Genomic DNA, 25,482 nt, shown 5'->3' with positions numbered 1-25,482 from the left:
CAGGTTCCCCTGGAACGACAGCTGCTCGCCGTTACAACATCGCCGTGCCCACACCTATCGGCTGTTTGTTTTGTTAAAGAGCTTTTACTGCTTTATTGCAGCTATCGCTGCAGCACAGAAGCGAAACTATAACACGTTTTTCAATCTGCGCAAACTTTATTTGAAACTTTTCTCGACTATCGAGCGCTTGGCTCGATGGTTGCGGGGACAGGATTTGAACCTGTGACCTTCGGGTTATGAGCCCGACGAGCTGCCAGACTGCTCCACCCCGCGTTCGAGAGAAAAAGATTATGAACCATCCCCTGCCGTGAGTCAACGCCCCTGATCGCTTCTTATTGAGCAAGGGGCCAGTTAAGAATAAAAGGATCAACCGCTATCCTGTGATGAACCATCACGAGGCGGACGCGCCACATATATATATGCAGCTACTCGGCCGAACCCATCGCGGCACCGCTCGTTCCTTCCTCCCCCGCTCCAGCAGGGCCCGCAGACGCGTTGAGTGGCTTCTTATCCTGGCTACCGGCGCAGCAGTTTTTGCCGCCAGTTCACGTAGCGAGCTGTACGAGCGCCTGCACAACTCTCTTGCCAGGTACGAGGGATTTCAGGCGGACGAGCTCATCTTCGTGCTGCTCAGCGTTCTGGCCGCGCTCGCTGTTTTTTCCGCGCTCCGATGGCGCGATGCTCGAGCTGAACTGCTTTCCCGGATAGAGGCTGAGCGATCACTGCACCACTTTGCGGAGAGAAACCGAGAGCTTGCACAAGCGCTGATCGGCCTCCAGGAGCTCGAACGAAGGCGCATTGCTCATGAACTGCATGACCATCTCGGGCAGAACTGCAACGCCATCAGGATCGATGCTGTCTTTCTCCGGAGCACATTGGGATCTGACACCACCTCGCATGCAGCAGCCACTCGCATCGCCGAGATGGCCGACGATCTGTATCAGACTGTCCGCGGTCTGTTATACGAGCTCAGACCGGCTGCGCTCGACAGCTTGGGACTCATCGGTGCGTTGCAGTCGCTTTGCGAGTCCTGGGAAGAACGCACGTCCATCTCGTGTGCGCTGCTGCCAGAAGGCGAATTCACAGATATGGACGAGCCGGTCAGTATTGCGCTTTACCGCATCGCACAGGAATCTCTGTCAAATGTGGTGAAGCATGCAGGAGCGACCCACGTAAAACTCTTCCTGTCGAGAACTGAGGCGACAATTGAACTTCGCATCGAGGACGATGGCAGGGGGCCTGATCCGGCCGGAGTGCGCGCCGGACTGGGCTGGCTTGGCATGAAGGAACGGGCATCCATGCTGGGGGGCGAGCTCACGACCTCGCCGGGGCCGCTCGGAGGTCTGGCGGTACGTTGCCGCATCCCTGTTCCGCGCAACACGACAGAAACGAAAAATGAAAAGGTGACAGACGGATGATCAATGTACTGCTCGTGGATGATCACCCGATCGTGCGCTCGGGATACGCGCGCCTGCTTGAGGCAGGAGGCGACATTCACATTGTCGCGGAAGCTCAGGATGCCGACACCGGCTATCTGGCGTTCGTGCAGCACCTCCCGCGCGTCACGATCACGGACCTCTCCTTGCCGGGTTCCAGCGGTATCGAACTGATACGCCGCATTCGCGCACGCGACCAGACGGCGCGTGTCCTCGTGTTCAGCGTGCATGACGAAGCCGTCGTGGTGGACAAGGCGATTCAGAGTGGCGCGCATGGTTTCATCAGCAAACGCAGCGCGCCCGAGGTGCTGCTTGAAGCCGTGCGAGCGGTCGCCCGGGGAGACCGGTATTTCAGCGAAGACGTACGCAAGATTGTCGAGGTACGCACGCCCGACAGCGAACGCGCAATCGTCAATGCGCTTTCGCCACGAGAGTTCGAGGTATTCCGTCTACTGGCGCAGGGCCTGTCCGCTGCAGAGTGTGCGCAGACTCTCAACCTCAGTCAGAAGACCGTCGCCAATTACCAGGCTCTGATCAAGGAGAAGCTGAACGTCAGCACTTCGGCAGCTCTGGTGCACCTTGCCCTGAAACTGGGCATCGTCGCGGGCTCGGAATCGCAAAGACTGCTCAACATCGATCGCTGATTGAAGGCATTGCACGGCTGCAACGCTAAGAGAGCCTGCTTCTTGACGCCGGGAATTTTTCCCGGTGTCAATTCTATCGGCCTCGTCTATCGTCTTATCGGGGTCTGTGCCAGGCCTCATCCGACGAAGCGCGCACACAGAATCGCGCATCCCCGAAACAAGAGGAGTGAATCCAAGTGTACTCACGTCGCCGAGGCGCCTTGCTGCGCCTTTCCCCTATTTCCGCACTGCTGGGCAGTGCGTTCGCAGTTGGCGTTGTTCCCGCCGTCCAGGCTCAGCAGACCGCACTGCCGACCGTCGAAGTCATCGGCGCTACGCCGATTCCGGGTTTTGATCGACCGAAGGACGAAGTAGCAGCCAACGTCCAGTCGGTCAGCAAGCAGGCTCTCAAGGACACCGGCTCCGGCGGACTGCCCGAATTGTTCGGAAGCCAGTTGCAGAGCGTCAACGTTAACGAGATTCAGGGCAATCCATACCAGGCCGACGTGAATTACCGCGGCTTCACCGCCAGTCCGCTGCTCGGAACGCCTCAAGGCCTTTCGGTCTATCAGGATGGTGTGCGCGTCAACGAACCCTTCGGCGACACGGTCAACTGGGACCTGATTCCCCGCAACGCCATCGCTTCCATAGACCTGATTCCAGGTTCGAACCCGCTGTTCGGCCTCAACACGCTGGGCGGTGCCCTGGCCATCCGGACCAAGGACGGCTTCAACTTTGCCGGAACCGGGGTCGAGGGCTATACGGGCAGCTTCGGCCGCAGCGCGGTTACCGCCGAACATGGTGGCAACAACGGAGAGCTGGGCTGGTACTTCACGGCAACGCGGTTCAAGGAGGACGGCTGGCGTGACTATTCTCCGTCCGATCTGAATCAGTACTTCGGCAAGATTTCCCACCGTTCGTCGAAGCATGAGCTCGATCTGAACATCTCCCACGCCAAGAGCAACCTCATCGGCAACGGCCTTACCCCGCTGTCGTTCTATGAACAGGATCGTTCCAGCATCTTCACCCGTCCGGACAACACGCAGAACCAGATGACCATGGTGTCGCTCAATGGCGGCTACTGGCTGGATGACATCCACAAGCTGTCCGGCACGATCTACGCGCGCCAGAACAAGGTGAGGACCTTGAATGGCGACGCAAACGATGATTTCGAAGACAGCGCAAACGACGGGGCTACCGGCGCGAATGGTGGCTTGGGCATCGACGAGGACACCGGCGTGTTCAACCGCACCTCCACTCGCCAGCGCGGTCACGGTTTCAGCGCCCAGTTCGCCGAAATCGCGGAACAGCGCCAGTACGCCTTCGGTACCACCTATGACCGCAGCCGTGCGAAGTTCCGCCAGTCGGAGCAGGAAGGCGTGCTTGACGCGACCCGCGCGGTGGTCGATGTCGAAGACGAAGAAGAGAGCGTGAATATCCGCGGGACGACGACAACCTGGAGTCTGTTCGGCACCGGGACCTGGAAGACGACCAAGGACCTGTCGCTGACGGCAGCGGCGCGCTACAACCACACATCGGTGAGGACGACCGACAACATCAACCCACCGGGCTCGCCGGAATCGCTTGCCAATGATTACACCTATGTGAAAGTGAATCCTTCGCTCGCTGCGGTGTTCACGCTGTCGCCGGATATCACCTTCTACTCCAACGCACAGCAGGGCAATCGCGCGCCCTCACCGATCGAACTTGGATGCTCGAACCCTCAGGTCGCGTGCCGCCTGCCGAATGCGATGCAGGCCGACCCGCGTCTGGAACAGGTGGTCACCCGCAGCGTTGAAGTCGGTGCGCGCGGCAAGTTCGACATGATCCGCTGGAACGCCGCCGTCTTCGGTGCCAACAACTACGACGACATCCTGTTCATTTCGGCGGGTGCGACCAACCCCGGTCTGGGCTACTTCGACAACTTCGGCAAGACGCGTCGTGCCGGCCTGGAGCTTGGCGCGTCGGCCGATTACGGCCGTTTCGGCTGGAGCGCGCGGTACACCTATCTGCGGGCGACTTTCGAATCCGGCGCGTGCATCGTATCCGAAGCCAACAGCACTGCGGAAACCGATCCCCGCTGCACCGGCGATGACGAGATACGCGTCAACCCGGGCGACAGGATCCCTGGCATTCCGGAACATTCGTTCAAGGTTTCGCTGAACTGGCGCACCACCGAGTGGCTCACGTTGGGTTCGGACATCGCCGCCTATTCGGGCGTCTATGTGCGCGGCAACGAAAACAACGAGACCGAGGAAGGTGGCAAGACAGCCGGATTCACCGTCGTCAATCTGGTGGCGAATGCCGATCTGGGCGGTGGATGGACGGTGTTCGCGCGCATGAACAACGTATTCGACAAGCGCTACTTCACCGCCGGTCAGCTCGCCGAGAACGTGTTCAACGCGAATGGCACTTTCCGTACGAACTCCGATGACTGGACCAACGAAACCTTCTACGCCCCCGGCGCACCGCGTGCAGGCTGGATAGGCGTGCGCTACCGCTTCGGCGGCTGAACCACTGCGCATCCCGTTCCGCGAAAGCCGTCTTGCTGCGGAAGATGAAGGCGCCCTCGGGCGCCTTCATCGTTTGCAGTACCACCGGATCCACGAACACCTTCCGCCCGGAACGCAAAGCCCCTGATTTTCAAGTGGTTTTTCAGGGCATCGCCGACCCGTTGCCCTTGTTGTACGGTCATCGTGCCTCCATAATCCCGAGCAGCGGGCGACGGACACCACCACACCGCCTTCCCTGTTCCTTCATGCGCGACCGCTATGCGCCGCGCCACGCAGCACCGCTCATGAGCGAAAAGATCATTCACCTGCTGGACATCCGCCAGGCGGGACGCACGGCCGTCACCGTCCCGGCAACGCCGATTCCGGCCACCGGAAACTTGCTGGACAGCCGGGGCCGCCCGGTCCGCGATCTGCGCATATCAGTCACCGACCGCTGCAATTTCCGGTGCATCTACTGCATGCCGAAGGAAGTGTTCGGCAAGGACTATCCCTATCTCGCGCGCAGTGCGCTGTTGAGTTTCGAGGAAATCGAGCGTGTGGCCCGGATCTTCGTCGCTCACGGCGTGAACAAGCTGCGCATCACCGGCGGGGAGCCGCTGCTGCGCAAGGACCTGGAAAAGCTGATCGAGCGGCTCGCGAAACTGCCGGTCGAACTGACGCTGACCACCAATGGCGCGCTGCTCAAACAGAAGGCCCGTGCGCTGCGCGATGCGGGGCTGACACGGGTGACCGTCAGTCTCGATGCGATCGATGACGACACCTTCCGTCTGATGAATGACGTCGACTTCCCGGTATCCCGCGTGCTGGAGGGCATAGAGGCCGCGTCCGCGGTCGGCCTTTCCCCGGTCAAGGTGAACATGGTCGTCAAGCGCGGCACCAATGATCACGCAATCGTGCCCATGGCCCGCCACTTCAAGGGCAGCGGTCACATCGTGCGCTTCATCGAGTTCATGGACGTCGGTTCGAGCAACGGCTGGAAGATGGACGAAGTCCTGCCCAGCGCTGCGGTGATCGAACGTATCGCCGCTGAAATGCCGCTCGAACCGGTGGGTGCAAACTACCCGGGCGAGGTCGCACAACGCTGGCGTTACCGCGACGGCAGCGGAGAAATCGGCGTCATTTCATCGGTGACGCAGGCCTTCTGTTCGTCCTGTACGCGCGCACGGCTGTCGACCGAGGGCAAACTGTTCACCTGTCTGTTCGCAACCGAAGGGCACGATCTGCGGGCGCTGCTGCGTGAGGAGCGCAGTGACGAGGATCTGGCATCGGCCATCGGCGCGATCTGGCAGGGACGCGATGACCGCTATTCGGAAATCCGGACTGAAGAGACCGCGGCGATGCGCAAGATCGAAATGTCCTACATAGGCGGATGAAGCACCCACTCGACGCAGAATATCCGGCACCCCGTGCACAACCGGGAAGGACTCGGGCATGAATCAGACAGTGACCGGTCTCGTGCTGGCAGGCGGACTGGGTCGGCGCATGGGTGGCGTGGACAAGGGGCTGCAGCCCTTCCGCGGCGAGCCTCTTGTCACGCATGTGATACGCCGGCTCGAACCCCAGGTCGACAGGCTGGTGATCAACGCAAACCAGAATCCGGATGCCTACGCGGCCTTCGGCTACCCGGTGCAGGGTGATCTGATGCCCGGCTACGCCGGTCCGCTCGCCGGCCTGCACGCGGGTCTGAGTGCGTGCACGACGCCGCTGCTGGTGAGCGCGCCCTGTGACTCTCCCTTCCTGGCGGCGGATCTTGTGAGCAGGCTGCGCGCGGCGCTGGAAGACGCCAACGCCGATCTGGCCTGTGCGGCGACAGGTGACCAGACTCATCCGGTGTTCAGCCTGCTGCGTCGTGACGTGCTGCCTGGCCTGACTCGATTCCTTCAGGACGGCGGCCGCAAGGTGGGCCTGTGGCATGCATCGATCAAGGCTGTCGTCGTCGCATTCGACGACGAAGCCGATGCCTTCGCGAACATCAACACTGTCGAGGAACTGGCGGCCCTCTCCGTCCACCACGAGGACCATGACTGAAGCAGCAACCAGCGTCGCCGACGCCCGCGCCCGCATACTCGCCTGCTGTCCGGCGATCAGCGGCGATGAAACCGTAGGCCTGCACGATGCACTCGGCCGCGTGCTCGCCATCGATCTGCTCTCGCCGATCGACGTACCGGCGCACGACAATTCGGCGATGGATGGCTATGCCTTCCGCCACGCGGATCTGGACACAAGGGGCGATACCGCGCTCGACGTGATCGGCAGCGCGCTCGCCGGTCGCCCCTGGCATGGCGAACTTGGACCGGGTCAGGCCGTGCGCATCATGACCGGTGCAGTGATTCCGCAGGGTGCCGACACAGTCGTGGCACAGGAAGAAGTATGCGCCGAAGGCACGCGCATCGGCGTGCGGCCCGGAGTGGCGAAGGGCATGAACGTACGTCTCGCGGGTGAGGACGTTGCAAGGGGGCGCATCGCACTGCCTGCGGGTCGCCAGTTGCGGCCGGCCGACATCGGCCTTGCCGCGTCGCTTGGCGTGTCCACCTTGCGAGTCTTCCGGCGCCTGCGCGTCGGCCTGCTGTCGACCGGCGACGAGCTGATGTCCCTCGGAGAAGCACCGCGCGAAGGCGGCATCTACGACAGCAATCGCTACACGCTCGGGAGCATGCTCGCGCGCCTGGGTTGTGACGTGGTGGACCTCGGTATCGCGCGTGACGACCGCGACGCGCTGTCGGCAGCGCTCGGCGCCGCGGTGGGTGACGTGGACGCGCTCATCACCAGTGGAGGCGTATCGGCCGGTGATGCCGATCATGTACGCCACCTGCTGGCGGAACTCGGCGCGGTGGAATTCTGGAAGATCGCCATGAAACCCGGCCGTCCAATGGCCTTCGGCCGGCTGTCTCGCGACGGCCGGAATACCTTGCTGTTCGGACTGCCCGGCAACCCGGTCGCGTCGATGATCAGCTTCCTGTTCATCGTACGCGATGGCCTGCTCAGGCTCATGGGGGTCTCACCTCTTCCCGAACTGCCCCGCTTCCAGGCCATCACTGACCAGACGCTCAGAAAACCTCCCGGCAGGACCGAATACCAGCGCGGCATCATGTCGCTGCGCAACGGACAGTGGCATGTATCCGTGACCGGCTCACAGAGTTCGGGCATCCTGAGGTCGATGTGCGAAGCGGACTGCATCATCGAACTTGGCAACGACCTCACTCGCATCGATGCTGGGGACCCGGTTCAGATCATTCCGTTCTCCGGCCTGCTCTGACCAGCGCGCATCGGTGGCGAAGCCCACCTCGCCACCGACCTGCCCTCAGTTGTTGCGGGTACCTTCGACACACTCCTTGTCGTCCGGTGCGCAACCGGATGCCGTGGACGTTTCGCCCAAGCCTATCAGTTCCACGGTGAGGATGGAGTTGCGCTCACGATCCTCGCGATTGCCGGAGGCGGTAGCCGTCTGCGACTGATCGCTTGCTTTGTTCGCTTCCGATGGTGGAGCCACCGCGGGCGCAGGAGCTGCAACGGTCGGAGTCGTCACATTACCGCTGACCGAGCCCTTGATGTTGTCACCGATCACCTGACGCGCAGCGATGAAAATGTTGGGGCCGCCAAAACCGGCATCCTGCGCAATCACGGCGCCATTCGGCGCAAACACCCATATTTCGGTATCAGACAGATCGACATCGGGCGACTTCTGTATTGTCCTCACCCCCGACCCGGACACCGATGCGCTGATGTCGAGCACCACAAGGTCGCCACGTATCACCACTTGCGGCGGCGGCGTGGCGGAAGCGGTGCTCGAACCCTTGCCGGCATCGATATTGCCGTTGGACGACCATATCTGGATGTCGCCCCCGCCCATCGTGAATACACGCGACGGTCCAACCTGGAAGTCCTGGTCGACAACAGCGTTGATCTCGCCGGCACCGATCGCAAACACGCCTTGTCGCGAAGCCTCGACCGCGCTAGCGCCGGAGCCCGCCACGCCGACGTTGATCGCGCCACCGGGTGCGTAAAGATCGATATTGCCGCCCTGTTCGGACCGCACCTGACTCGCGAACATATTGATGCTTCCATCCGAGGCCGTTGGGAAAGCGGCGGCAATCGCATCGTAGCCCGGCTGGAAGCCAGGCTGTCCCTTGCCAAGCAGATCGCCGAGGCGTCCGGCATAACGCAGACTCGCATTCAGCATCGACGACAGAAGGGTGCGCTGGCTGTCATAGAAATCGCGGCGAGCATCTGCTGACAGCGCATTGAACGCCGTAATCGCATCGACATCGCTGCCGGCGGCACCATGCTCACTGCGCATCCAGCTCACGATAGCCGCATCCATCTGACTCAGCAGGGCGTCAAGTCGCGCGCCTTCCTCGCTGCGCACCGCGCGGATGTCAGACTTCAGCTTCACCCTCGCCTCGTCGTCAGTCACCGCGGCGTTGAGGAAGCTCTCGATCGACGCACCGCCGCCGAGCAGCGACAGAATGGTGCGATCGAAAGGATCCGAGTCCTCGCCGCGCAGGAAGGCGAGCAGTGCATCACCGTCGAAGGTCCGGCTTCCCGCCTGGACCAGAATGGACGCGCCTTGCTCGGCCAGTGCAGGATTGTCGTAATTGCCGCGCGTCACGATGCCGAAGGAATTGGCCAGTTCGACGTTCCCCCCGGCAATGACCTCCAACCTGCCCGGACCACCGACGATGATGCCCTCGGTTTCGTTTCCGCTGGGCGCGCCGCCGGGTGCGATCTCGTCGAACACGATATCGCCGCCAGCGCGGATGCGACTGATCTGGCCTGAAGAGAAATGCTGAGCACGTATAGAAAGATTGCGGATGTCGCCGCCCGCGTCGGCCAGGACGGGTTGCGGCGAATACAGTGCGAGCAAAAGCGTCGCATCGTTCTTGGGCACCGTTATGTCGCCGTCCTCTGCCACGATGCGCACAGGTTCGACCACTCGTGCCGCATTCAAGGCCGCATCGTGAGCCGCAACGCCAGAAACCTGGGTCGTACCCAGCAGACGCGACAAGTTGCTGCCTGTCTGGCTGTCGAAATCCCCCAGGACGGCCGGATTGACCACCGTCGGCAGGCTGGACAAGGCATTGTCGGCGATCTTGATCTGGCTCGTGCCACCTCCGGTTGTCGCCAGCAACACATTACCGCGGGCCGCGAGCAACAGATCGTTGTAGGTCGCAGGCATGAGCACCATGCCATTGGCGACCTGTACGTCACCACCCAAGGCTACCAGGTTGAGCGATGCTGGAAGTAGCACGCGGTCACCCGCCCAGAGATCGAGCGTCGAGAGGTCGGTGGTCTCCTGCAACGGATTCTTGCTGTTCCCGAGCAGCACGGAGCCGCCATAGCTGATGATGTCGACCCGATTGTCGGCGCCATAGCTCACGAAGTAGGACTCCCGGTTTGATCCGCTCGAGGCGGCAAGTTGCTCCACCATGGTTGCAGAAGTCACCGTCTCCACGCTGATGCTTCCTGCAGCACGCAACATCGCGCTGGCATCGCCAAGCACCAGCACGCTGCCCGCACCGTTGCCGCTTGCGCTGCCAAAAGCGCCACCAGCCTGGGCGAGCAGTGTCCCGCGGTCGACATAGAAGCTCGCACTGGAAATGTCGCCCCCCGCCCGGACATCGATATTGCCGCCGCCGAGCACCTTCAGGTTTGTGCTGTCCGCCTTGCTGCCGGCCTCTCCGAAAAGACGCCCGCTGGTCGCGGTCGATACGCCGAGATTCGAGATGTCCGCACCCGCCCTCACGGTGATGTCGCCACCTCCGAACGTGGCGACCCCCTGGTCGAACAAATCGATTCGCGCATACCAGGTGGGATTGCGAAGCGTAGTCGCGCTACCGCTCTTCAACGTGCCATCGTCGTTCACTTCACCATGCCGGAACAGCCAGTTGCCCACGGTCTGCGAAGAGGCGGGCGCAGAAATATCGCGCTGTGCGGCAATGCTCACATCGCCACCGTTGGTTGCATACTCCGCCCTGCGCGCGCCGGTGCCACCGACGTTGATGATGGTCGCGTTCTCGAACGCGCTGCCCCGGGTGTCCTGGTAGCCCGCAGTGAATATCGCCGATTTCGCGCCTTCCAGCGTCAGATCGCGGCCAGCGGCCACTTCGATGCTGCCGGCACCGGTGCGTATCTGTGCGCCCGTTTTCACCAGCAGATCGCCCGCATCGGCCGCTTCGAGGCTGGCAAGCGACTGAAGTGCCAGCGCGTTCGACGCCGAGGTGTCCGCACCGGATGCCAGCCGGAACGACCATGCCGTGTCGCGCGTGCCAAGAGCGTAACGGCTTGCCGTCACGCCGGAACTGGTGAGCGCGCCGAGCACGATGGTCTGGCTGCTCGCCGTGAGACGACCGAAGCCGTCGCTCAGCGTGCCATTTACATTGAGGTTCCCTGCCGCTCGAACCGTCAGTGTGCCGGCCTCGGTACCGCCCAGGTAGGTCCGGCTGGCAAGATCCGTCTCCGATATCGTGAAATCGCCGTCGGCTCGGAACTCGACATGCGGCCTCACGTGTACCTGCATGCCGGTGGCCGCATTCGCGGCGGGAAGACCCAGTGCTGCGCGGATCGCAGCGACATTGGCTTCCGTCATGAATGCGGTCGAGTCGGCATGCGCGGTTGCCATGTCGAGCGTGCTGCCTGAATAGACGCGGGTACCTTCGATGAACAGATTGCGCGCACCGCTCACGGCACGACCCAGATCGCCTTCGATGGATACTGAGCTGTTGCCGAGCCTTTCGCCACGGAAGGTCACCTCGCCACTGCGGGCAGCACTCGCGATCTCTGCACCATTCACCGTGCGTGACGTCGTGCCGACATCGATCGAGGCACCCTCCTCGACGCGTATCGTCCCGCCCATCGCGGTGCCGCTCTCGCCGCCGGCCGCCGATGGGCTCGCTTCCAGGACCACCGTACCCCCCTCACCCGCGGTTCCTTCGGCCGTGGCCACCCACGTGTTGGCTCGCGCATCGAGCCTAGCCGTAGAGGCCAGCACCAGATCACCCGCCCCGGTGCTGCCTCCGGCGTAATCATCGGCGCGCCTGGCTGCAAGCTCGATACGACCGCCCTGCTCGCTGCCCGACGCATCAAGGTGGCCCTGGATGGTGAGGGATCCCGCATCCGTCCCGATCACGATTTCGGATGCCTTGATGTCAGCGCTGACACGCGTATCGCCATTGCGCACACGAGCAGCCCACCTGCGGGTGAAGTCCCCGCTGACGGACACCAGCGCATCCAGACTATCGACATGACCCACGTCCACCGAGAACTCGCCACCTGCGCCACCACCGGAGGCTTCGGCCCTCAGCGTTCCGTCCGCGACCACGACCTGTCCCTGTGCAGCCGAAAGCGTCACCGATCCCGCGTCCCCGTCCGCCGCACCCGCGGAAACGTCGATCAGTGCGCCATCAGCGATCGTCACATCGCCGCGCGTGCTGTTCAGAAGCACGCTACCTCCCGGCGTGGTGACTGTCTTGCCCAGATAGTCCTTGGCAACGCCCGCGGCGATTATTGAGCCACTCACGGAAACACCGTCCTGGGCGCTCAGTTCCACGCGACCCGACGCCATGTCGATCAGCGTATCCATGGCAATGCGGCCGGCTTCCAGCTTGAAGGTTCCGCCCACACCGGCGGAAGAGGTCGAGCCGCCGTGACCCGACATCCGGACTTCACCCGTAGTGACCAGCGCCACGTCCGCACCCGATGCCGTACCGATGCGCGGCGTGTCGACAACCACATCGGCGCCGGCCATGTCGAACTGTCCACCACCTCGCAGCATGAGTGCGCCCGAAGCCTCCAACCGGACTTGGTCGTAGCCCCTTATGGCAAAGCCATCCGTCTTGTCGTCGGCCGATGGCGTGTCACCGAACACCAGTGACTGCGCTGACACCTGGAGCGTACCGTGGCCCGTATTTCCGAACGCCGCATCCCCGGTGGCGGATGGATTGGAGTTGGTCAGCACCACCTCGCCGGCACGCACCTGCTGCACGGCCGAGTCATTCCCGTAGCCGCCCACGCCTGCTGCATCGATCGTGAGCGTCTTCAATGCGGAGGATCCCAGCGTAACCTCGCCGTAAAGATTCAAGGCGCCGTAGGACTTGAGCGTGAGATGAGCCGGATCTCCCAGCGCCGCAAGCGCCGCATTGTCGAATACAAGACCACTGGTCGCCGCAGGTACCTCACCGACGCTGATGGTCGACCCGGTCAGCGCAAGCGACCCTTCGCCTTCAGCCAGCTTGACGATCACGCCGCGGTTGATCGTTTCCTTGGTGCTGTCGAGGACGACCGACTTGCCGGAAAGAACCGAACCCGTTCCCAGATCCAGCACTCCGCGCTGGGCTGTGGGTGCGTCGCGCTGCGCCAGCGCAATGTCGCCACTGCTGACACGCAGCATGGCTCCGTCGGCGTCCGCACCGCTGCCCGCAATACGCAGCACCTCCGGTGAAGAGTCACCTTCAGCCGATATCCTGCTGCCGGCATCGATCTGCACACTGTCACGCGCGACGATCACGATGTCAGGTGCCGAGAGCGTGTCGCCTGCGGTATCGACGCGCACGGTGGACGCGCTGTAAAGCGACAGTCCCTGGTCATCGGCAGCACGCGTGTCGAGCACGGTGACGCCACTGCTCTCGTCGCGTCCGCTGCGCGTGCCTCCAAGCACCAGGCTTTCCGCATTCAGCGCATTGAGCTGGCTCACGCTGATGGCGACTTCCCCATCATCCACCGAAGCGCCAGCACCGATCACGGCGAGCGACTGTGCCGTGATATCGACCTGCGCGCCACGCGCGGTTGCAGCATGGGTGGTATTCAGCTCACCCGCCAGGTTGAGCGCCTTGCCCACCTGCAGTGAAAGCCGGCCCGCATCGTCCGTCGAGCGTCCGTCGTCGAACACATCACCGGTACCGGAACGCAGGTACTCGGCTAGACTGCCCACCTGCTCCGAACTGTAGAGCTGCGCGACGTAGGTCTTGCCGCCTGTCGCCTGCACGCCGCCGGACAGCACACGTGCATCGCGAGCCGCAACCAGGCGCGACCCGTCGTTGTTCACCACGGTGCGCCCGGCAACCACACTCTGATCGTCACGCGACACGCGTACTAGAAAAGCGCCAGGAAGGAGTGCATAGCGGGCAGGCAGCAATGTGTAGGTGCCCGCCGGAACGCCGTCGATGCCTCCGAGCAGGGTGATCGCGTCGCCCGCCCGGAGACCGTTGGCATCCTCGGAATAGATGGCCGCATCGTAGGGCGCCCATCCGCTGCCCAGAGACGGGATGATCGCGTAGGTATCCGTCGTTTCCGCTGCGGAAAGCACGTCCTTTGACCCACCCGTGCCCGGTATCCATTCCCATGCCTGCAGGTCGCCGCCGCCGGACAGATCGACGCGTGCAGCCGCCTTGTCACCGCTGGCACCTTCGATGTTCTGGTTGTCGGCATTGATCAGTATCGTCGGCTGCGGCGTTCCGCCGAGGTCGATCGGCTCGGCACCCGTAATCAGATAGACCCATTCCTTGCCGCTCAAGGTAGTCTGGCCGTAAGGGAGGAGCAGGCCGGACGCGGATACCGAAGTGAGGCTGCCGGCTGAAAGCTGGACCAGACCATCCACCGCCTGACTGCGCACGGCCGACGACATGACGCTGGAGGTACGAACGATGTTCTGCGACAGCAGGTTCAAGGTTCCGAAGGGTGCGACGACACGACCCGACTGGATGATGGTCGGTGCTGCGAGCGTCAGCTCGCCGAGCGCGGAATAGACCATGCCCGGCGTGGCGCCGGAGTGCTGGACCGTGAGCACGCCCCGTTCATTGTTCTGGATCTCGAACGCGTACTTCGACGCGGTGGTGGGATAGACCTGGGCGGCTGTCAGGGTGAGATTGCCGCTGGTCGCGAAGGTCGCGCCCTCGGCGAAATAGGCGGGTGCCGCGCTGGCACGCAGATCGCCCGCAGCACTCAACGCAACGGCGGAGAAGCCACTTGCCGCGAGGTTTCCACTGACCGACAGCAGATCCGCCTGCAAGGTGAGCGTACCGTCACCGATTGCGGCGGAAGTAGCCTGCGCGTGGTTCTTCTGGCTCGCCCCGACATTGCGCCAATCGATGACCGACGCGCCCAGCTTCACGTCCGCACCATTTCGCCCGACGATATTCGCGGCATCCAGCGTGAGACGTCCGGCGACGTTCTGATCAACGTCGCCTGCGAACTGCAGGCTGCCATGACTGCTGTTACCTACCGCTGCGAGTTCGAGATCGATGATGCCCGACGATTTCAATGCGCTGAGCGAAAAGGTGCCGCGACCGGCATAACGCGTGGCGAATTCGGACTCGCTCAAGCTGAAGTCATAACCGGCACCGGTGGGCGCCTGGGTGATGTCGAGCACACGTGGCCCGAGCAGCGCGGCATCGACGCTACCGCCCTTCAGTAGCCAGCTCTGGCCCTGCTGGTCCAGTCGTACCGACAATGCGCCACCCACGGCACCGGCTCCGCCTGCGCGCGCCGAGATCGGGCGGTAACCTTCCGTCTCCTGCAATTCGACGATGAGCCCTTCGCGCGCACTGAAATCGATGGCGCCGCCATTGCTGTCGATGCGGACATTCGCCGTGCCGCCATCGATACGCTGCCGCAGCACCTCGCTCGTACCGTCCGCATTCAATGTGGCGCCCTGCTCGACCTCCAGATAGCCACGGCGTGCCGCCATCGTGATACGCCCCCCATCGAGTACCTGGCCGTCGGTGAAGTTGAGGTAGGGCGTCTGAATGAAGGTACCCGAGACATCGATGGCAGCGTGTTCGCCGATGACGATGGCCGCGCCTGTGTAGTTGTCGCCAGCGTCGCTGTCCTTGTTACCGGGCACTACCTGATCGATGGTGACGCTGCCCCCCCTGGCCACCAGCTTTCCATCCATATCCACGCTGCGATTACCCGTGAGCGTGATCGAACCGCCGGCATCGACCTCGATGTGCGCGTTGCGGTGGATGGTGACGTCGCCGCGGGTATTGGACAGCGCGAGGAAGGAGAGTGACGCACCGCTATCCCGCTCGGCACGCGACAGCACCCTGTTCGCGGCGACTTCGTCAAACGAATCGAGTGAACCGCCCGGCCGCGAGGTCAGCTCGCGCGCACGTACTACCGGTGAGACAACCAGAGTCTGATCGCTCGCTTCGCTGCCCACTGTCACGCCATTTCCACCCTCGATCGCGATGCGATCGAATCCGTTGCCGGTGAACACGTCCGGCGACAGATGCAGCACGCCCTGATCGAGTGCGGTATCGCGGCCGTCGATGAGCACCTCAGCACTGCGCAGCGTAAGGCTTCCGCTGCCTCCCACCTTGCTTCCATACACCACGGCGTAGCCGGACAAACGGCCGCCCAAGGTCAGGTTGCCGTAGTAGTCGCCGATACCGCCGGCCACGCCGGAACCGGATGTGATGCGGGAACCGGCAAGCAGACTGAGGGAGCCGGCGTCGCCCAGCGCGACGGACCCGTCTGCGCGCTGCCAGCCACCTGCCGATACATCGATCGCCGCACCAACCGGGAACAGCAGATCGCCGAACGCCTCGACCACCACACTGCCCCCATTGCTGGCCAGATACGATGCGGCAGGCGTGCGGCCATCCCGGGTCCACTGTCCGGCAGTCGATATCGACGATCGCGCACCGAACGTGATGCTCCGCTGGTCGAGCGCAAGTCCGGTGTGGTCGGCGTCGGTACGCAGATCGACATTGCCGCCAGCCGCCCTGATCTTGCCGTCGAGGACCATGGATGTCGCACTGATCGCGAACCGGCTGCCATCCACCCACTTCGACGTCGCGCTGTCGTAGCGGGCCGTGGGCCCGAGCGTAAGGGTCACATCTTCGGGCAAGGTTACCTGGCCCGCGCCGGAAAGTTCGAAGGAACCGATACCGCCACTGAACAGATCACTGCGCAGCAACAGTTCTGAAGGCATGGCGGACGTTTCCGTCACCTGCCGCTCGGGCGCGGCCTCCACGAAACGGACATCCTGCGGATCATCCGAATCGGTCAAGGTGAGCAGAAGCCTGCCAGCCTGCGGGGCAGCCACCGTTTCACTGACACCGGGCCCGGTCCAGCGCGAGGCGAGTGCTCTTTGTGTCACACCCACGGTTCGCGTTGCGGTCACCTTGCCGTCGAGCACGATGCGGTTCGCCGTGACGCTCATGCTTCCAGCGCTGCGACCCTCGACGATCTCTCCCACGGTGCGGGTGCGGTCGGCGGCACTCGTGTAGACACGGTCCGCAAGCGCGTCCTCCACCGCCTGCGTGCGCCCGTCCGCAGACTTGACCAGCGAGTAGTTTACGGTGCCGGCACGGTAGGTGACGGTACCGCCGGACAGATCGACCGCACTGTCGCTGCTGGCGCGGAAATCACCGTCCGACACGACAACGAAATTTCCGCCCGACGTGCTCTTCTCGTCTATCGCGCGCTCTATGCCTCCGGTGTAGCCGGACACATCGATCAGTTGCGTGCCCTTGCGCGTATCAACCCACAGTTCCTCACCGAACAAGGCTTTGCCATAGGCTTCGTCGCGCAGCAGCGGCGAGTCCTTGACTTCATCTCCACGCAGTTCGACGCGCACGATTTCGTGATCCGCGTCGACCACTGCATCCACCCCGGACAGATCTATCGAGCTGCCCTTGCCGAGGTAAACGGATGGGGTCACACCCGGGTTGCTGTCGCCGTTGCGGTCACGATGGGCCGTCATGCGCAAGGTCGCCGAAGGCGCATGTATGCTCGCCCCCGCCTGCCCTTCCGGGGCGTCCTCGAGCACGATCTGGCGACCATAGAGGTTCACCTCGGAGGCGCGGAAGAGCACGTCGTCACGCACCACGCTGTCGCGGGTATCGCTGTCCGGGCTGATGTCGATCACGCTGCCCGCAGCCAGCTCTATCCTGCCGGTACGTGTACCGACGGGAACGGTCTCGCCATCCTCCAGCGCCTCCGCGTCCGGGAACATTTCGTCCGATGAGCGCGACTCGACGGTGTCACGCGCCTTCAGGTAGATGGACCCGTTCAAGGTGACCGATGTGGTCGCGCGGGCAGCGCCGGCATGGCGGATATTCAACCCGACAAGAGTGATGTTGCCGCGATCGGCGAGCATTTCGCTGGCCGCTTCGGTGCTCACCTTGCCGCCATTGTCCACCTCGACCAGGAAGCCGCGCAGGCGACTGTCCAGCGGATCGGCGATATACACTTTTTCGCCCGCAGCCAGCACCACCTGACCCTCTTCCGCCTCGATCCGGCCACCATTGGTGACGTTGGGCGCCGCCAGCAGCACGCGGCCGTTCTTCGCCGCCACGATGCGCGCGCCGTGTGCCACCGTGATGTCGCCGGTGGCCAATCCTGAGCGATCGGCGTCGTCGTAGAGAGAGAGCGCCGCGATCGGTCTGCCCTGGTCATCAACACCCAGCGAGCTGAGAGCCTGTTCGAACAGCTTGTCATTCAGCTTGAGCGTGGAGCCCACCAGACCGCCTACGTCGACCTGAGCGTTCGCACCGAACAGGATACCGGCCTGATTGAAGATGAACACCTGGCCCTTGGCGGTGAGAGAGCCATCGATTTCGCTGCGCGGGCCACCCGGCACCACGACATTGATGGCCCGCATCGAACTGCTGGCCTGGTCGAAGTGCACCGAATTGCCCTTGCCTATGCTGAAGCTCTGCCAGTTCAGCATGACGGCATTGCCTGTCTGGTGGACCACCATATTGTTCGCCGACTGCGTCACGGTAGCGGTTCCCGGCAAACGCGAGTCCACGAAGTTCTGCGCGGCGACAGGCAATTCGCCCGCTGCGTGCAGCGCGGGCGAGAAGGCGGCAGCGAGGGCGCCGGCAATCGACGCAAGCCGCCTGCGCGGGCTGCTGCGCTTGCCACGGGTCGATGCCGTTTCGGGCACCGCGACCCAGCTCGCAGTCAGTTCATTGAACAGCAGTCGATAACGATTTCGGTTCATGGCAACTCCTGCACCCGTCAATGCGGGCTCTACGGCGAAAGGATGTCGGTCCGCCGTGACGTGAAGGTGAAAGCCCCGCTCAGGAAACGTGTTGCAACGTTCAGGCTGCGGTAGCTCGCCTCAGAATTCATACGCGAGCTTGAGCAAAAGACGCTGGTCGCCCTGGCGCGTACGTCCATTGCCCGTCGCACCATCGCGCAGCGCATAGGCCCAGTCGGCATGCAAGCTCAGCCCGCGGGGCGAAACCAGACGCAAGCCAAGACCGGCGCTCTCCAGCGAGGCACGAGAATCCTGTCCGGTGAAGGCCCGCTTGATGTGCAATCCCGCCCAGTCATAGAAGAGCACGCCCGCCAGGCCGATCGCGTCATCAAAGAACAGGCGGCCGGGCGTGGCGAGTTCCAGCCGTACGCGTTCGCCTTCGTCGCCCAGTCGCTCGGACTCGAGGTAGCCACGAACCGAATCAGAACCGCCCGCCGAGAACTGCTCGCTGTTGATGAGCGGCTGGTTGGCGCGCTGAAGATCGCCACGCGCGCTGGCCACCCAGCCACCGCCCATGGGATAGCGCCCCTCCAGCTCGAAGCGGCCGACGAAGAAACCAGGTGTCGCACCATCGCGGCGGCAAGCAAACTGCTCCACCCTGAAACCGTTGCAGTCGATGTAGCGCTCGTTCATGGCAGTGCTGCCCGCAGCAGCCGTTGCGCCGAAGCGCAGGCGCGCGCCGGACTCGAAAGGCAAGGTGAGCCCGTACTGGGCCGACATGACCCAGTAGCGCACCGGCTGGCTGATGCTGAACGAGGTACCGGCAATGCCCACCGTATCCTGATCGTTGTCCTTGTAGTCCAGACCGAAACTGATGGAATGGAAGAATCCGCGGTTGCGGTCGGGCAGCGGCAGCACGTAGCGGGCACCATAGGTATCACCGCGGCCCAGCGAGGCGGTATCGAACTGGGTGGGAATATTGCTGTTCGATCGAGCGTAGAACGCGGCAAGAATCCCCGGGCCGAGCGGAGCGGCGTAATTCAGCCCGAACACTTCCACCTCGTCGCGGTTGCGCGGGCTCGAGAAATAGGTGAGGCCAATCGAATGGCGACGCTGCCAGAGATTGTCGTAGCGGATGCTGGCTTCGAGACGGCCCGCATCGGTGTCGGCGCTCCGCTTGTTGTTCAGTTCCAGCGAACCGTGCAACGGCGACTTGTCCTCCAGACGAAGTTCCACGTTCACCGATCCGGGAACCCGCCCTGGCTGGAGCAGGGGCGTCACGCGCAGATCGGCGTTGCGGCCCACCCGACCGAGTTCCTCCTGGACATCGGCGAAGTTGGGTACCGAACCTTCGGCCAGCGACGGCGTCGCCTCGCGTACGCGGCTGGGCAAGGTGTATTCGGCACCCGTCACACGCATGCGCTCGACACGACCTTCAGTCACTTCGAGCGTGATGACACCGGACGCGGTCGACTGCTCCGGTATGCCGACCGCCACCGTCATGTATCCCGCGTCCTGATAGGCTTTTTCCAGTGCGGTGGCGGCCGCATTGACATCGTTCGCCGTACGGTCCGGTCCGAGATGCGGATAGACCGCGCGTTCGATGATCTCGTCCGCGAGCGCGGTATTGCCCACGACCACGAATTCGTAGATGTCGAATCGTCCGGTGTCGCCCTGTGCCCGGGCCATGCCGGCACTCATGAGCACGCAGGCCCACAGAACATGTGGAAGGAAGCGGTTGAAGAACATGCCTGCCCTGAAGACTGTGGAGCTCATCGCCCCGAACAAACAAACGGCCCGCCTGCGGCGGGCCGGGGTCACTGCGGCGGCCACGCAAGCGCGGCCGCCGGACTGTGCGACTGCTTAGTTGCCGCGGAACTGCAGCGGCGCGCAGGTGTTGGCGTTACGGGTGAACTTCGACACGTACAGATTGGACGAAGCCGTACCCGCGTAGTACTGGGGCAGCGAAGCGTAGGCATCCGGCGTGGATACCGGTGCAACCGTGTTGCCAAGGTTGCCGGTATAACGCGGAGAACCGGCACGCTTCACGAACTCGTCGGCAAAGGCCTTCTGCACACCGCTGATCGCCGGGACGGCATCGCCGAACTCATTGGTTACCGCCACATTGCGATACTGCGACGACAGTTCGACCACGAAGTCATACTTGCCATCGATCAGGTTGGCCTTGGACGGAGCGATGCCGGTGGCACCGGCCGACGACGACAGCGTCTTGCTCACCGAGTCGTAGGTATAGGTGCCGGCGCCATCGAGATGACGGAAGCTGAAGTCATTCGAGGCGGCGCTGGTGTAGGAATCCAGCGACAGCACACCGACCGCCTTCATCGGACCGGATTCGGAGAAGGTGACCTTGAACACGCGCGGGCCGCCGTCTTCCGAATCCCAGCTGGTGAAGGTGTAGTCGCTGCCGTCATGCGCGGCATTCATGCAGCTGCGCACATTGCCGGACGACGAGTTCTCGATCACCGTGTAGCCGGACGCCGGGTTGATGATGTAGGGGTCGGCCGAGGTGCCCGAACCGCCTTCCTTCCAGCCGTAGCTGTCGCTCATGCGGGCCGGGGCAACTGCGCCACCTTCCTGTGTGGCGCACGGAAAGTTGCCGAAGAACCAGTTGTACGAGGTCTGGGTGCCCGAACCTTCGACGCGGCGGCACACCACCACGTCGCCTTCCAGCGTCGGATCGACCTGGTCCCAGGTGGTGATCTGGCCATTCAGCATGGCGCCGTAGGTGGAACGCGACAGATAGGTCGACGCCGGCACATTGTTGGTGGCGACCAGACCCATCATGATCTGGTTCACCGGCAGCACGGCCAGACGACTCACTTCCGACGACGACAGCGCAGCAGTGTCGCTCTCGGTGTTGTACGGCTCCTGGAACATGGCCGGCTCGACGTCGGAAATGCCGAAATCGGGCACCAGACCGGCGTTGGCAGCATCACCCGCCTCGCCATAGCCCTGGCTGCCCGGATCCAGCGTGCCCATGATGTTGCAGCTATAAGGCGAAGCCTTGGTGCCGGCGCCGGACGTGCAGTTGTTCACATCGATGGTTTTCACACGCTGGGCACGGGCGACCGGGCCGACACCGAAGGCCGAACCACCTTCCGAACGCTTGATGAACAGCACCTTGGTGCCATTGGTCACGCCCGGCACGCCGGATGCGGAACCGGCGTAGGCCTTGTAATTGCTGGCGGTGTAGTAGGTCACGCCGGTCAGCATGCCTTCGGCGATGTCGGCCAGGAAAGCGTCGGGAGCGGAAGCGCCGGACAGATAGACGACATTGTGCGGCACGCCACCGATATTGACGGTGCCGGCAGCGTGGGCGGCGAAACCGGTGGCCATGGCGGCGACGGCGAGTGCGATTTTCTTCAGTTGCATGGAATTCTCCAGAATGGTGCGCGGCGGCTCAGGCCCCCGCGATTGATCTATGCGTACTCAGGCGGCACGCTTGCGACGGGCGACGAAGCCGAGCAGCCCCAGGCCAGCCAGCAGCATGGCGTAGGTTTCCGGCTCCGGCACGACGGCGATCTGCAAGTGATAGAGGCCGTCTTCCGCCATGTAGACCTTGGCGACAACCTGCATGTCATCCGCATCGGTCAGCGCGGCATAGCGGCCGGCATTGGTGTTCGAGGTGGTCGAGGTCGAACTCACCACATACAGCGACAGCACGTCGTCGAGCGACCCATTGGCCTGATAACCAAAGCCAGCGAAGTTGCCCTTCAGGTTGCCGGCATAGGCGGCACCATCGGACACGGTCGTGATGGCATAGCCGTCGTCGGTCACCACGCCGCCGACGTTGGTACCCTTGCCATTGACGGCACCTGTGTAGATGTCGAACTGAGTCACCGCGCTCACGATGGCTGCGTTATCCAGCGTGGAGGTCGGCGCATTCGCGACCGTCTGGATGATGCGCTTGGTACCCGAAGTGTCGGCCGACACCAGGTTCCATTGCAGGTTGGTGAGATTCACCTGACCGGCGAACTCGGAGAAGGACGGCAGCGCGTAATCGAAAATGATGCCGCTTTCGGGCGTGGCCAGCAGGGTGGTGGTCACAATGGAGGGCGTATTGGTCGAGCCGATCAGGCTGTTCATGCGCACATTGCTGCCGAACAGGCTGTCGAAGCCGGCATCTGCCAGATCGAAGGTGTAGCCCACACCGGTCACACTGTCATAGGCCGAGAAGACGAACTCGGTATTGTTGGTCGAACCGCCGGTGATCGACGCGCCGGCGATACCGGACATGCCGAAGGCCACTGCGGCAGCGATCAGTTTGGTCTTGATCATGTGAATCTCCTGATTGAAGTGTCGTAGGTCGGGAATGGAAAAGTCCTGGCACCCCGGACCCGCCTGCTCCAGTTGGAAGCAGGCTCCAGAGTGACGAATGCGCGTTACATCCTCTTGGGCGCCGGAATGCCGATGAATGAGCCGAACGGATCATTCGGTGTAAGAAAATCCGTCCGATATCCGCCTTGCAAGGTATCGGCGGCAAGTGACACATTTGTTTCACGGCGAGGCGCCATATGTAGTCCTAACGGCCTATCCGGCGTAGTCCGACCACCCGCATCGCAGCACAGATGCGGCTTTCCGGCATGGTCCGCGCAAGCGACGGGCACGCCTGCGGCCCGATCAATGGCTCTCTACCCCGGCAGGATTCCCGGACTCACCGACGATGCGATGCTCATCCATGCGATCGCGATAGCCATCGACGAGATTCTCCAGCTTCACCCGACCGGTCTGGAGCAGCGGTTCCGCCTGGCCCAGGCGCTCGCCCAGGGTGCGGTCGCGATAGCGATCGAGTATTTCCCTTCCCAGGCCATACAGTTCCACGTTGTCCTTCTCGCATTGCGCAAGACGTGAGGCCGTCCGCTCACCATCGTTACGCAGGCGATCGATCTCTCGCCCGCCGCCGGCAATGGCTTCGCGTGCTTCGCCCAGTTCGCGACGACGCACATCCAGTTGTTCCTGCACCGTTTCGAGCTTTTTCGCCATTTCGTCGGCGCGGCGCCGCTCCGCAGCCAGTTCGGCTTCCAGCGCGTCTACGCGGCGCCGCTGCGCGGCCGCGCTTCCGCGCGCCGCCTTCGCCTCGGCATCAAGCCTCTCCAGCGCGACACCCTGCTGATCACGCTCCTGTTCGGCGACCTTCTGTGCCTGCTGTGCCGCACTCAGCGCCTGTTGCAGTTGTGTCGCCTGTGCACGCAGGCGACGCAACTGTTCCTGCTCTCGTGAGGCCTGTTGCGCGAACGCACCGGCGCTCACAAGCAGCGTGAGCACGAGGATGGCTCCCTTCATGATCAGAACCTCACATTCATGTCGACCATGAGCGTGTCGACCTCGTATCGCTGGTCCGCGATCAAGGTCGGGTCATAGGTCATGCTGTGGATGTTGCGCGCCGAGTACCAGCGAAGACCGAGGGCCGTGTCGCGATAAAGACCGTAGCTTCCACCAAGCACGAACCCCTTCAGATTGGTACCACCCAAACCGAAGTCGGAATCGGTGAAGCCGTCTATCAGGGCGTCGGAGCCGATGTACTTGTAGGCCAGGAACACCTGCCAGTCCTCGGCCAGACGGACGCTGGGCATGCCTACCGTCACGCGGACGTGATAGGCCGTGTCCTTGCCATCAACGAGATTCAACCCGGTGCGCCGCAGAATGTCTGCACGGTTGAAACCGGTGTTCTTGGCGAACTCCGCCGAAAGCAACACATGCACGGGATCGAAGTGCGCAAGATCCGCGGTCGCGGTGAGCACCCAGGGCTCGAACTTTGCAGCGAGTCCGTAAATGGGGTCCTCCGTCGTATCGAGCGGACTGTTGGTCCGCACGAGCGTGTTGCCCTTGGCCCGCAGGGCCGACGAATACTCGTATCCGCCATAGCCCTGCAGCGGACCGGCGACGTCGTAGCGCGTATCGGTACGGGCTTCGAGATTGCTGTAGTGATATTTCGCGAGGCCGAAGCGAAGACGCGTATTCGTACTCAGATCATATTCGGCCCCGATCTGCGCACCGGCAAACCACTGCCTTTGCGCACTTGGCGGCGAGTCGGCCCGCAGAGGGAACCAGCCCACGGTCGCGAACGGGCGCAGCGACTGCGTCGGTGTCACGTTGCGCAGATTGACGGCGACACCGTCGAAGTTGAGATCCTCGTCCCACACCAGATCGGTGGCAAACCACGGATTGGGGATGCGCCCACCGGAAAAGGAGGCCCACTCCACGGGATCGAACTTGATGTAGGCACGATCCACCAGGAAGGTGTATTTATTGAAGTTGTTGCCCAGCGTCTGATTGGTGGACACGCGGTCGCTCACGTTACCGGTTGCCAGACGCACGCCCGCGCTGACCGTGTCGTTGATGCGCGCGAGAATGCCCAGACGTGCGCGCAGACGCAGCCGGTCCACATCTTCGGAGGTATTCCCCGCCGGAAAGCCGAAGGCATCCATGCCTACACCCGCCGGAAAGCGCGTAGCCAAGGGATAGTCCTGATTGCCGGCTCCCGGATTGCCCGCCGCGCCCGGCGCGTAGGCGCCTATGGCCGTATTGCCGGTCGGAACGCTGTCCTCCTGGTAACGCACGCGGATGTCGCCCTCGATCTTGATCCGCTCGGTCCATTCCGGGATCGCGTTCGGAGCCGCCCAGCCTTCGGTGCGAGCCTGCGCCAGCACTTCCTGCTTCAACTGCTCGCGAATCTCGGCCTTCACCGATTCCGGCACGTACTGCACGCGCACGGTGCTGTCCTTCTTCGCCTTCGCCGCGGTCTTCGCGGCCTTGGCTTCAGCGGCCTTGATCAGCTCGTCGGCCTTCTCGCGAGTGAGCACGCCGGTGTCGACCAGTGCGTCGATCAGGTTCATCGTGGTCTGACGCAGCGCATCGACCGAGGACGCGTCGTTGGCGTGCGCAGGCAGCGCACACAGCGATGCAAGCGCGAGCGGGAGCAGGGCTTTCTTCATGACTTCAGTCCGGTTCTCGAATATGTC

At 63.1% G+C, this 25,482-nt stretch carries 13 protein-coding genes and 1 tRNA gene; 7 read left to right on the top strand and 7 right to left on the bottom strand.

Annotated elements, in window-relative coordinates; translation table 11 throughout:
* A partial coding sequence (locus A3Q7_RS21225; protein ID WP_232418036.1) for a hypothetical protein occupies nucleotides 1-226 on the top strand: 226 nt, incomplete at its 5' end.
* Here A3Q7_RS21225 and A3Q7_RS0118780 read toward each other — a convergent pair.
* Nucleotides 197-273: transfer RNA gene (locus A3Q7_RS0118780), tRNA-Met, on the bottom strand. The two genes, A3Q7_RS21225 and A3Q7_RS0118780, sit on opposite strands and share 30 nt — an antisense overlap.
* A 110-nt stretch (nucleotides 274-383) precedes the next feature.
* On the opposite strand from A3Q7_RS0118780, the gene A3Q7_RS0118775 reads away from it, so the two are divergent.
* The 6 genes from A3Q7_RS0118775 to moeA all read left to right on the top strand — a co-directional run bounded on the left by A3Q7_RS0118775 (nucleotide 384) and on the right by moeA (nucleotide 7,828).
* Nucleotides 384-1,418, top strand: coding sequence for a sensor histidine kinase (locus tag A3Q7_RS0118775; RefSeq protein ID WP_232418034.1), 1,035 nt, complete (start codon nucleotides 384-386; stop codon nucleotides 1,416-1,418).
* Nucleotides 1,415-2,080, top strand: a complete 666-nt coding sequence (locus tag A3Q7_RS0118770; RefSeq protein ID WP_018413458.1) for a response regulator — start codon at nucleotides 1,415-1,417, stop codon at nucleotides 2,078-2,080. The genes A3Q7_RS0118775 and A3Q7_RS0118770 overlap by 4 nt, the downstream gene beginning before the upstream one ends.
* A 200-nt stretch (nucleotides 2,081-2,280) precedes the next feature.
* Entirely contained in the window at nucleotides 2,281-4,572 is a 2,292-nt protein-coding gene (locus tag A3Q7_RS0118765; protein ID WP_018413457.1) for a TonB-dependent receptor, read from the top strand.
* Nucleotides 4,573-4,856: 284 nt separating this feature from the next.
* Nucleotides 4,857-5,945: a GTP 3',8-cyclase MoaA gene (gene moaA, locus A3Q7_RS0118760; protein ID WP_026225021.1), complete on the top strand. Its 1,089-nt coding sequence runs from the start codon at nucleotides 4,857-4,859 to the stop codon at nucleotides 5,943-5,945.
* Nucleotides 5,946-6,003: 58 nt separating this feature from the next.
* A complete protein-coding gene (gene mobA, locus A3Q7_RS0118755; protein ID WP_018413455.1) occupies nucleotides 6,004-6,600 on the top strand; it encodes a molybdenum cofactor guanylyltransferase MobA in 597 nt (198 codons plus the stop codon).
* The gene (gene moeA, locus A3Q7_RS0118750; protein ID WP_018413454.1) at nucleotides 6,593-7,828 is read left to right on the top strand and encodes a molybdopterin molybdotransferase MoeA; all 1,236 of its coding nucleotides are present in this window, start codon (nucleotides 6,593-6,595) and stop codon (nucleotides 7,826-7,828) included. The genes mobA and moeA overlap by 8 nt, the downstream gene beginning before the upstream one ends.
* A gap of 45 nt (nucleotides 7,829-7,873) precedes the next feature.
* On the opposite strand, the gene A3Q7_RS0118745 is transcribed toward moeA, so the two are convergent.
* From A3Q7_RS0118745 to A3Q7_RS0118720, 6 genes are all read right to left on the bottom strand, one after another.
* Entirely contained in the window at nucleotides 7,874-18,520 is a 10,647-nt protein-coding gene (locus tag A3Q7_RS0118745; protein ID WP_018413453.1) for a two-partner secretion domain-containing protein, read from the bottom strand.
* Nucleotides 18,521-18,640: 120 nt separating this feature from the next.
* Complete coding sequence (locus tag A3Q7_RS0118740) at nucleotides 18,641-20,275, bottom strand: ShlB/FhaC/HecB family hemolysin secretion/activation protein (protein ID WP_232418032.1); 1,635 nt, start codon at nucleotides 20,273-20,275, stop codon at nucleotides 18,641-18,643.
* Between the two features lie 87 nt (nucleotides 20,276-20,362).
* The gene (locus tag A3Q7_RS0118735) at nucleotides 20,363-21,892 is read right to left on the bottom strand and encodes a type 2 periplasmic-binding domain-containing protein (RefSeq protein WP_018413451.1); all 1,530 of its coding nucleotides are present in this window, start codon (nucleotides 21,890-21,892) and stop codon (nucleotides 20,363-20,365) included.
* A gap of 57 nt (nucleotides 21,893-21,949) precedes the next feature.
* Nucleotides 21,950-22,798: a PEP-CTERM sorting domain-containing protein gene (locus A3Q7_RS0118730; RefSeq protein WP_018413450.1), complete on the bottom strand. Its 849-nt coding sequence runs from the start codon at nucleotides 22,796-22,798 to the stop codon at nucleotides 21,950-21,952.
* A 342-nt stretch (nucleotides 22,799-23,140) separates the two neighbouring features.
* Nucleotides 23,141-23,803 (bottom strand): hypothetical protein, encoded by a 663-nt coding sequence (locus tag A3Q7_RS0118725; protein WP_018413449.1) that lies wholly within the window; start codon nucleotides 23,801-23,803, stop codon nucleotides 23,141-23,143.
* A gap of 2 nt (nucleotides 23,804-23,805) precedes the next feature.
* Entirely contained in the window at nucleotides 23,806-25,455 is a 1,650-nt protein-coding gene (locus tag A3Q7_RS0118720) for a putative porin (RefSeq protein WP_018413448.1), read from the bottom strand.
* Nucleotides 25,456-25,482 lie beyond the last annotated feature (27 nt).

This window comes from Methyloversatilis thermotolerans (assembly GCF_000372885.1).
Lineage (GTDB): Bacteria > Pseudomonadota > Gammaproteobacteria > Burkholderiales > Rhodocyclaceae > Methyloversatilis > Methyloversatilis thermotolerans.
The sequence above is the reverse complement of the archived record's forward strand: the minus strand, read 5'-3'. Positions and strand labels throughout refer to the sequence as shown.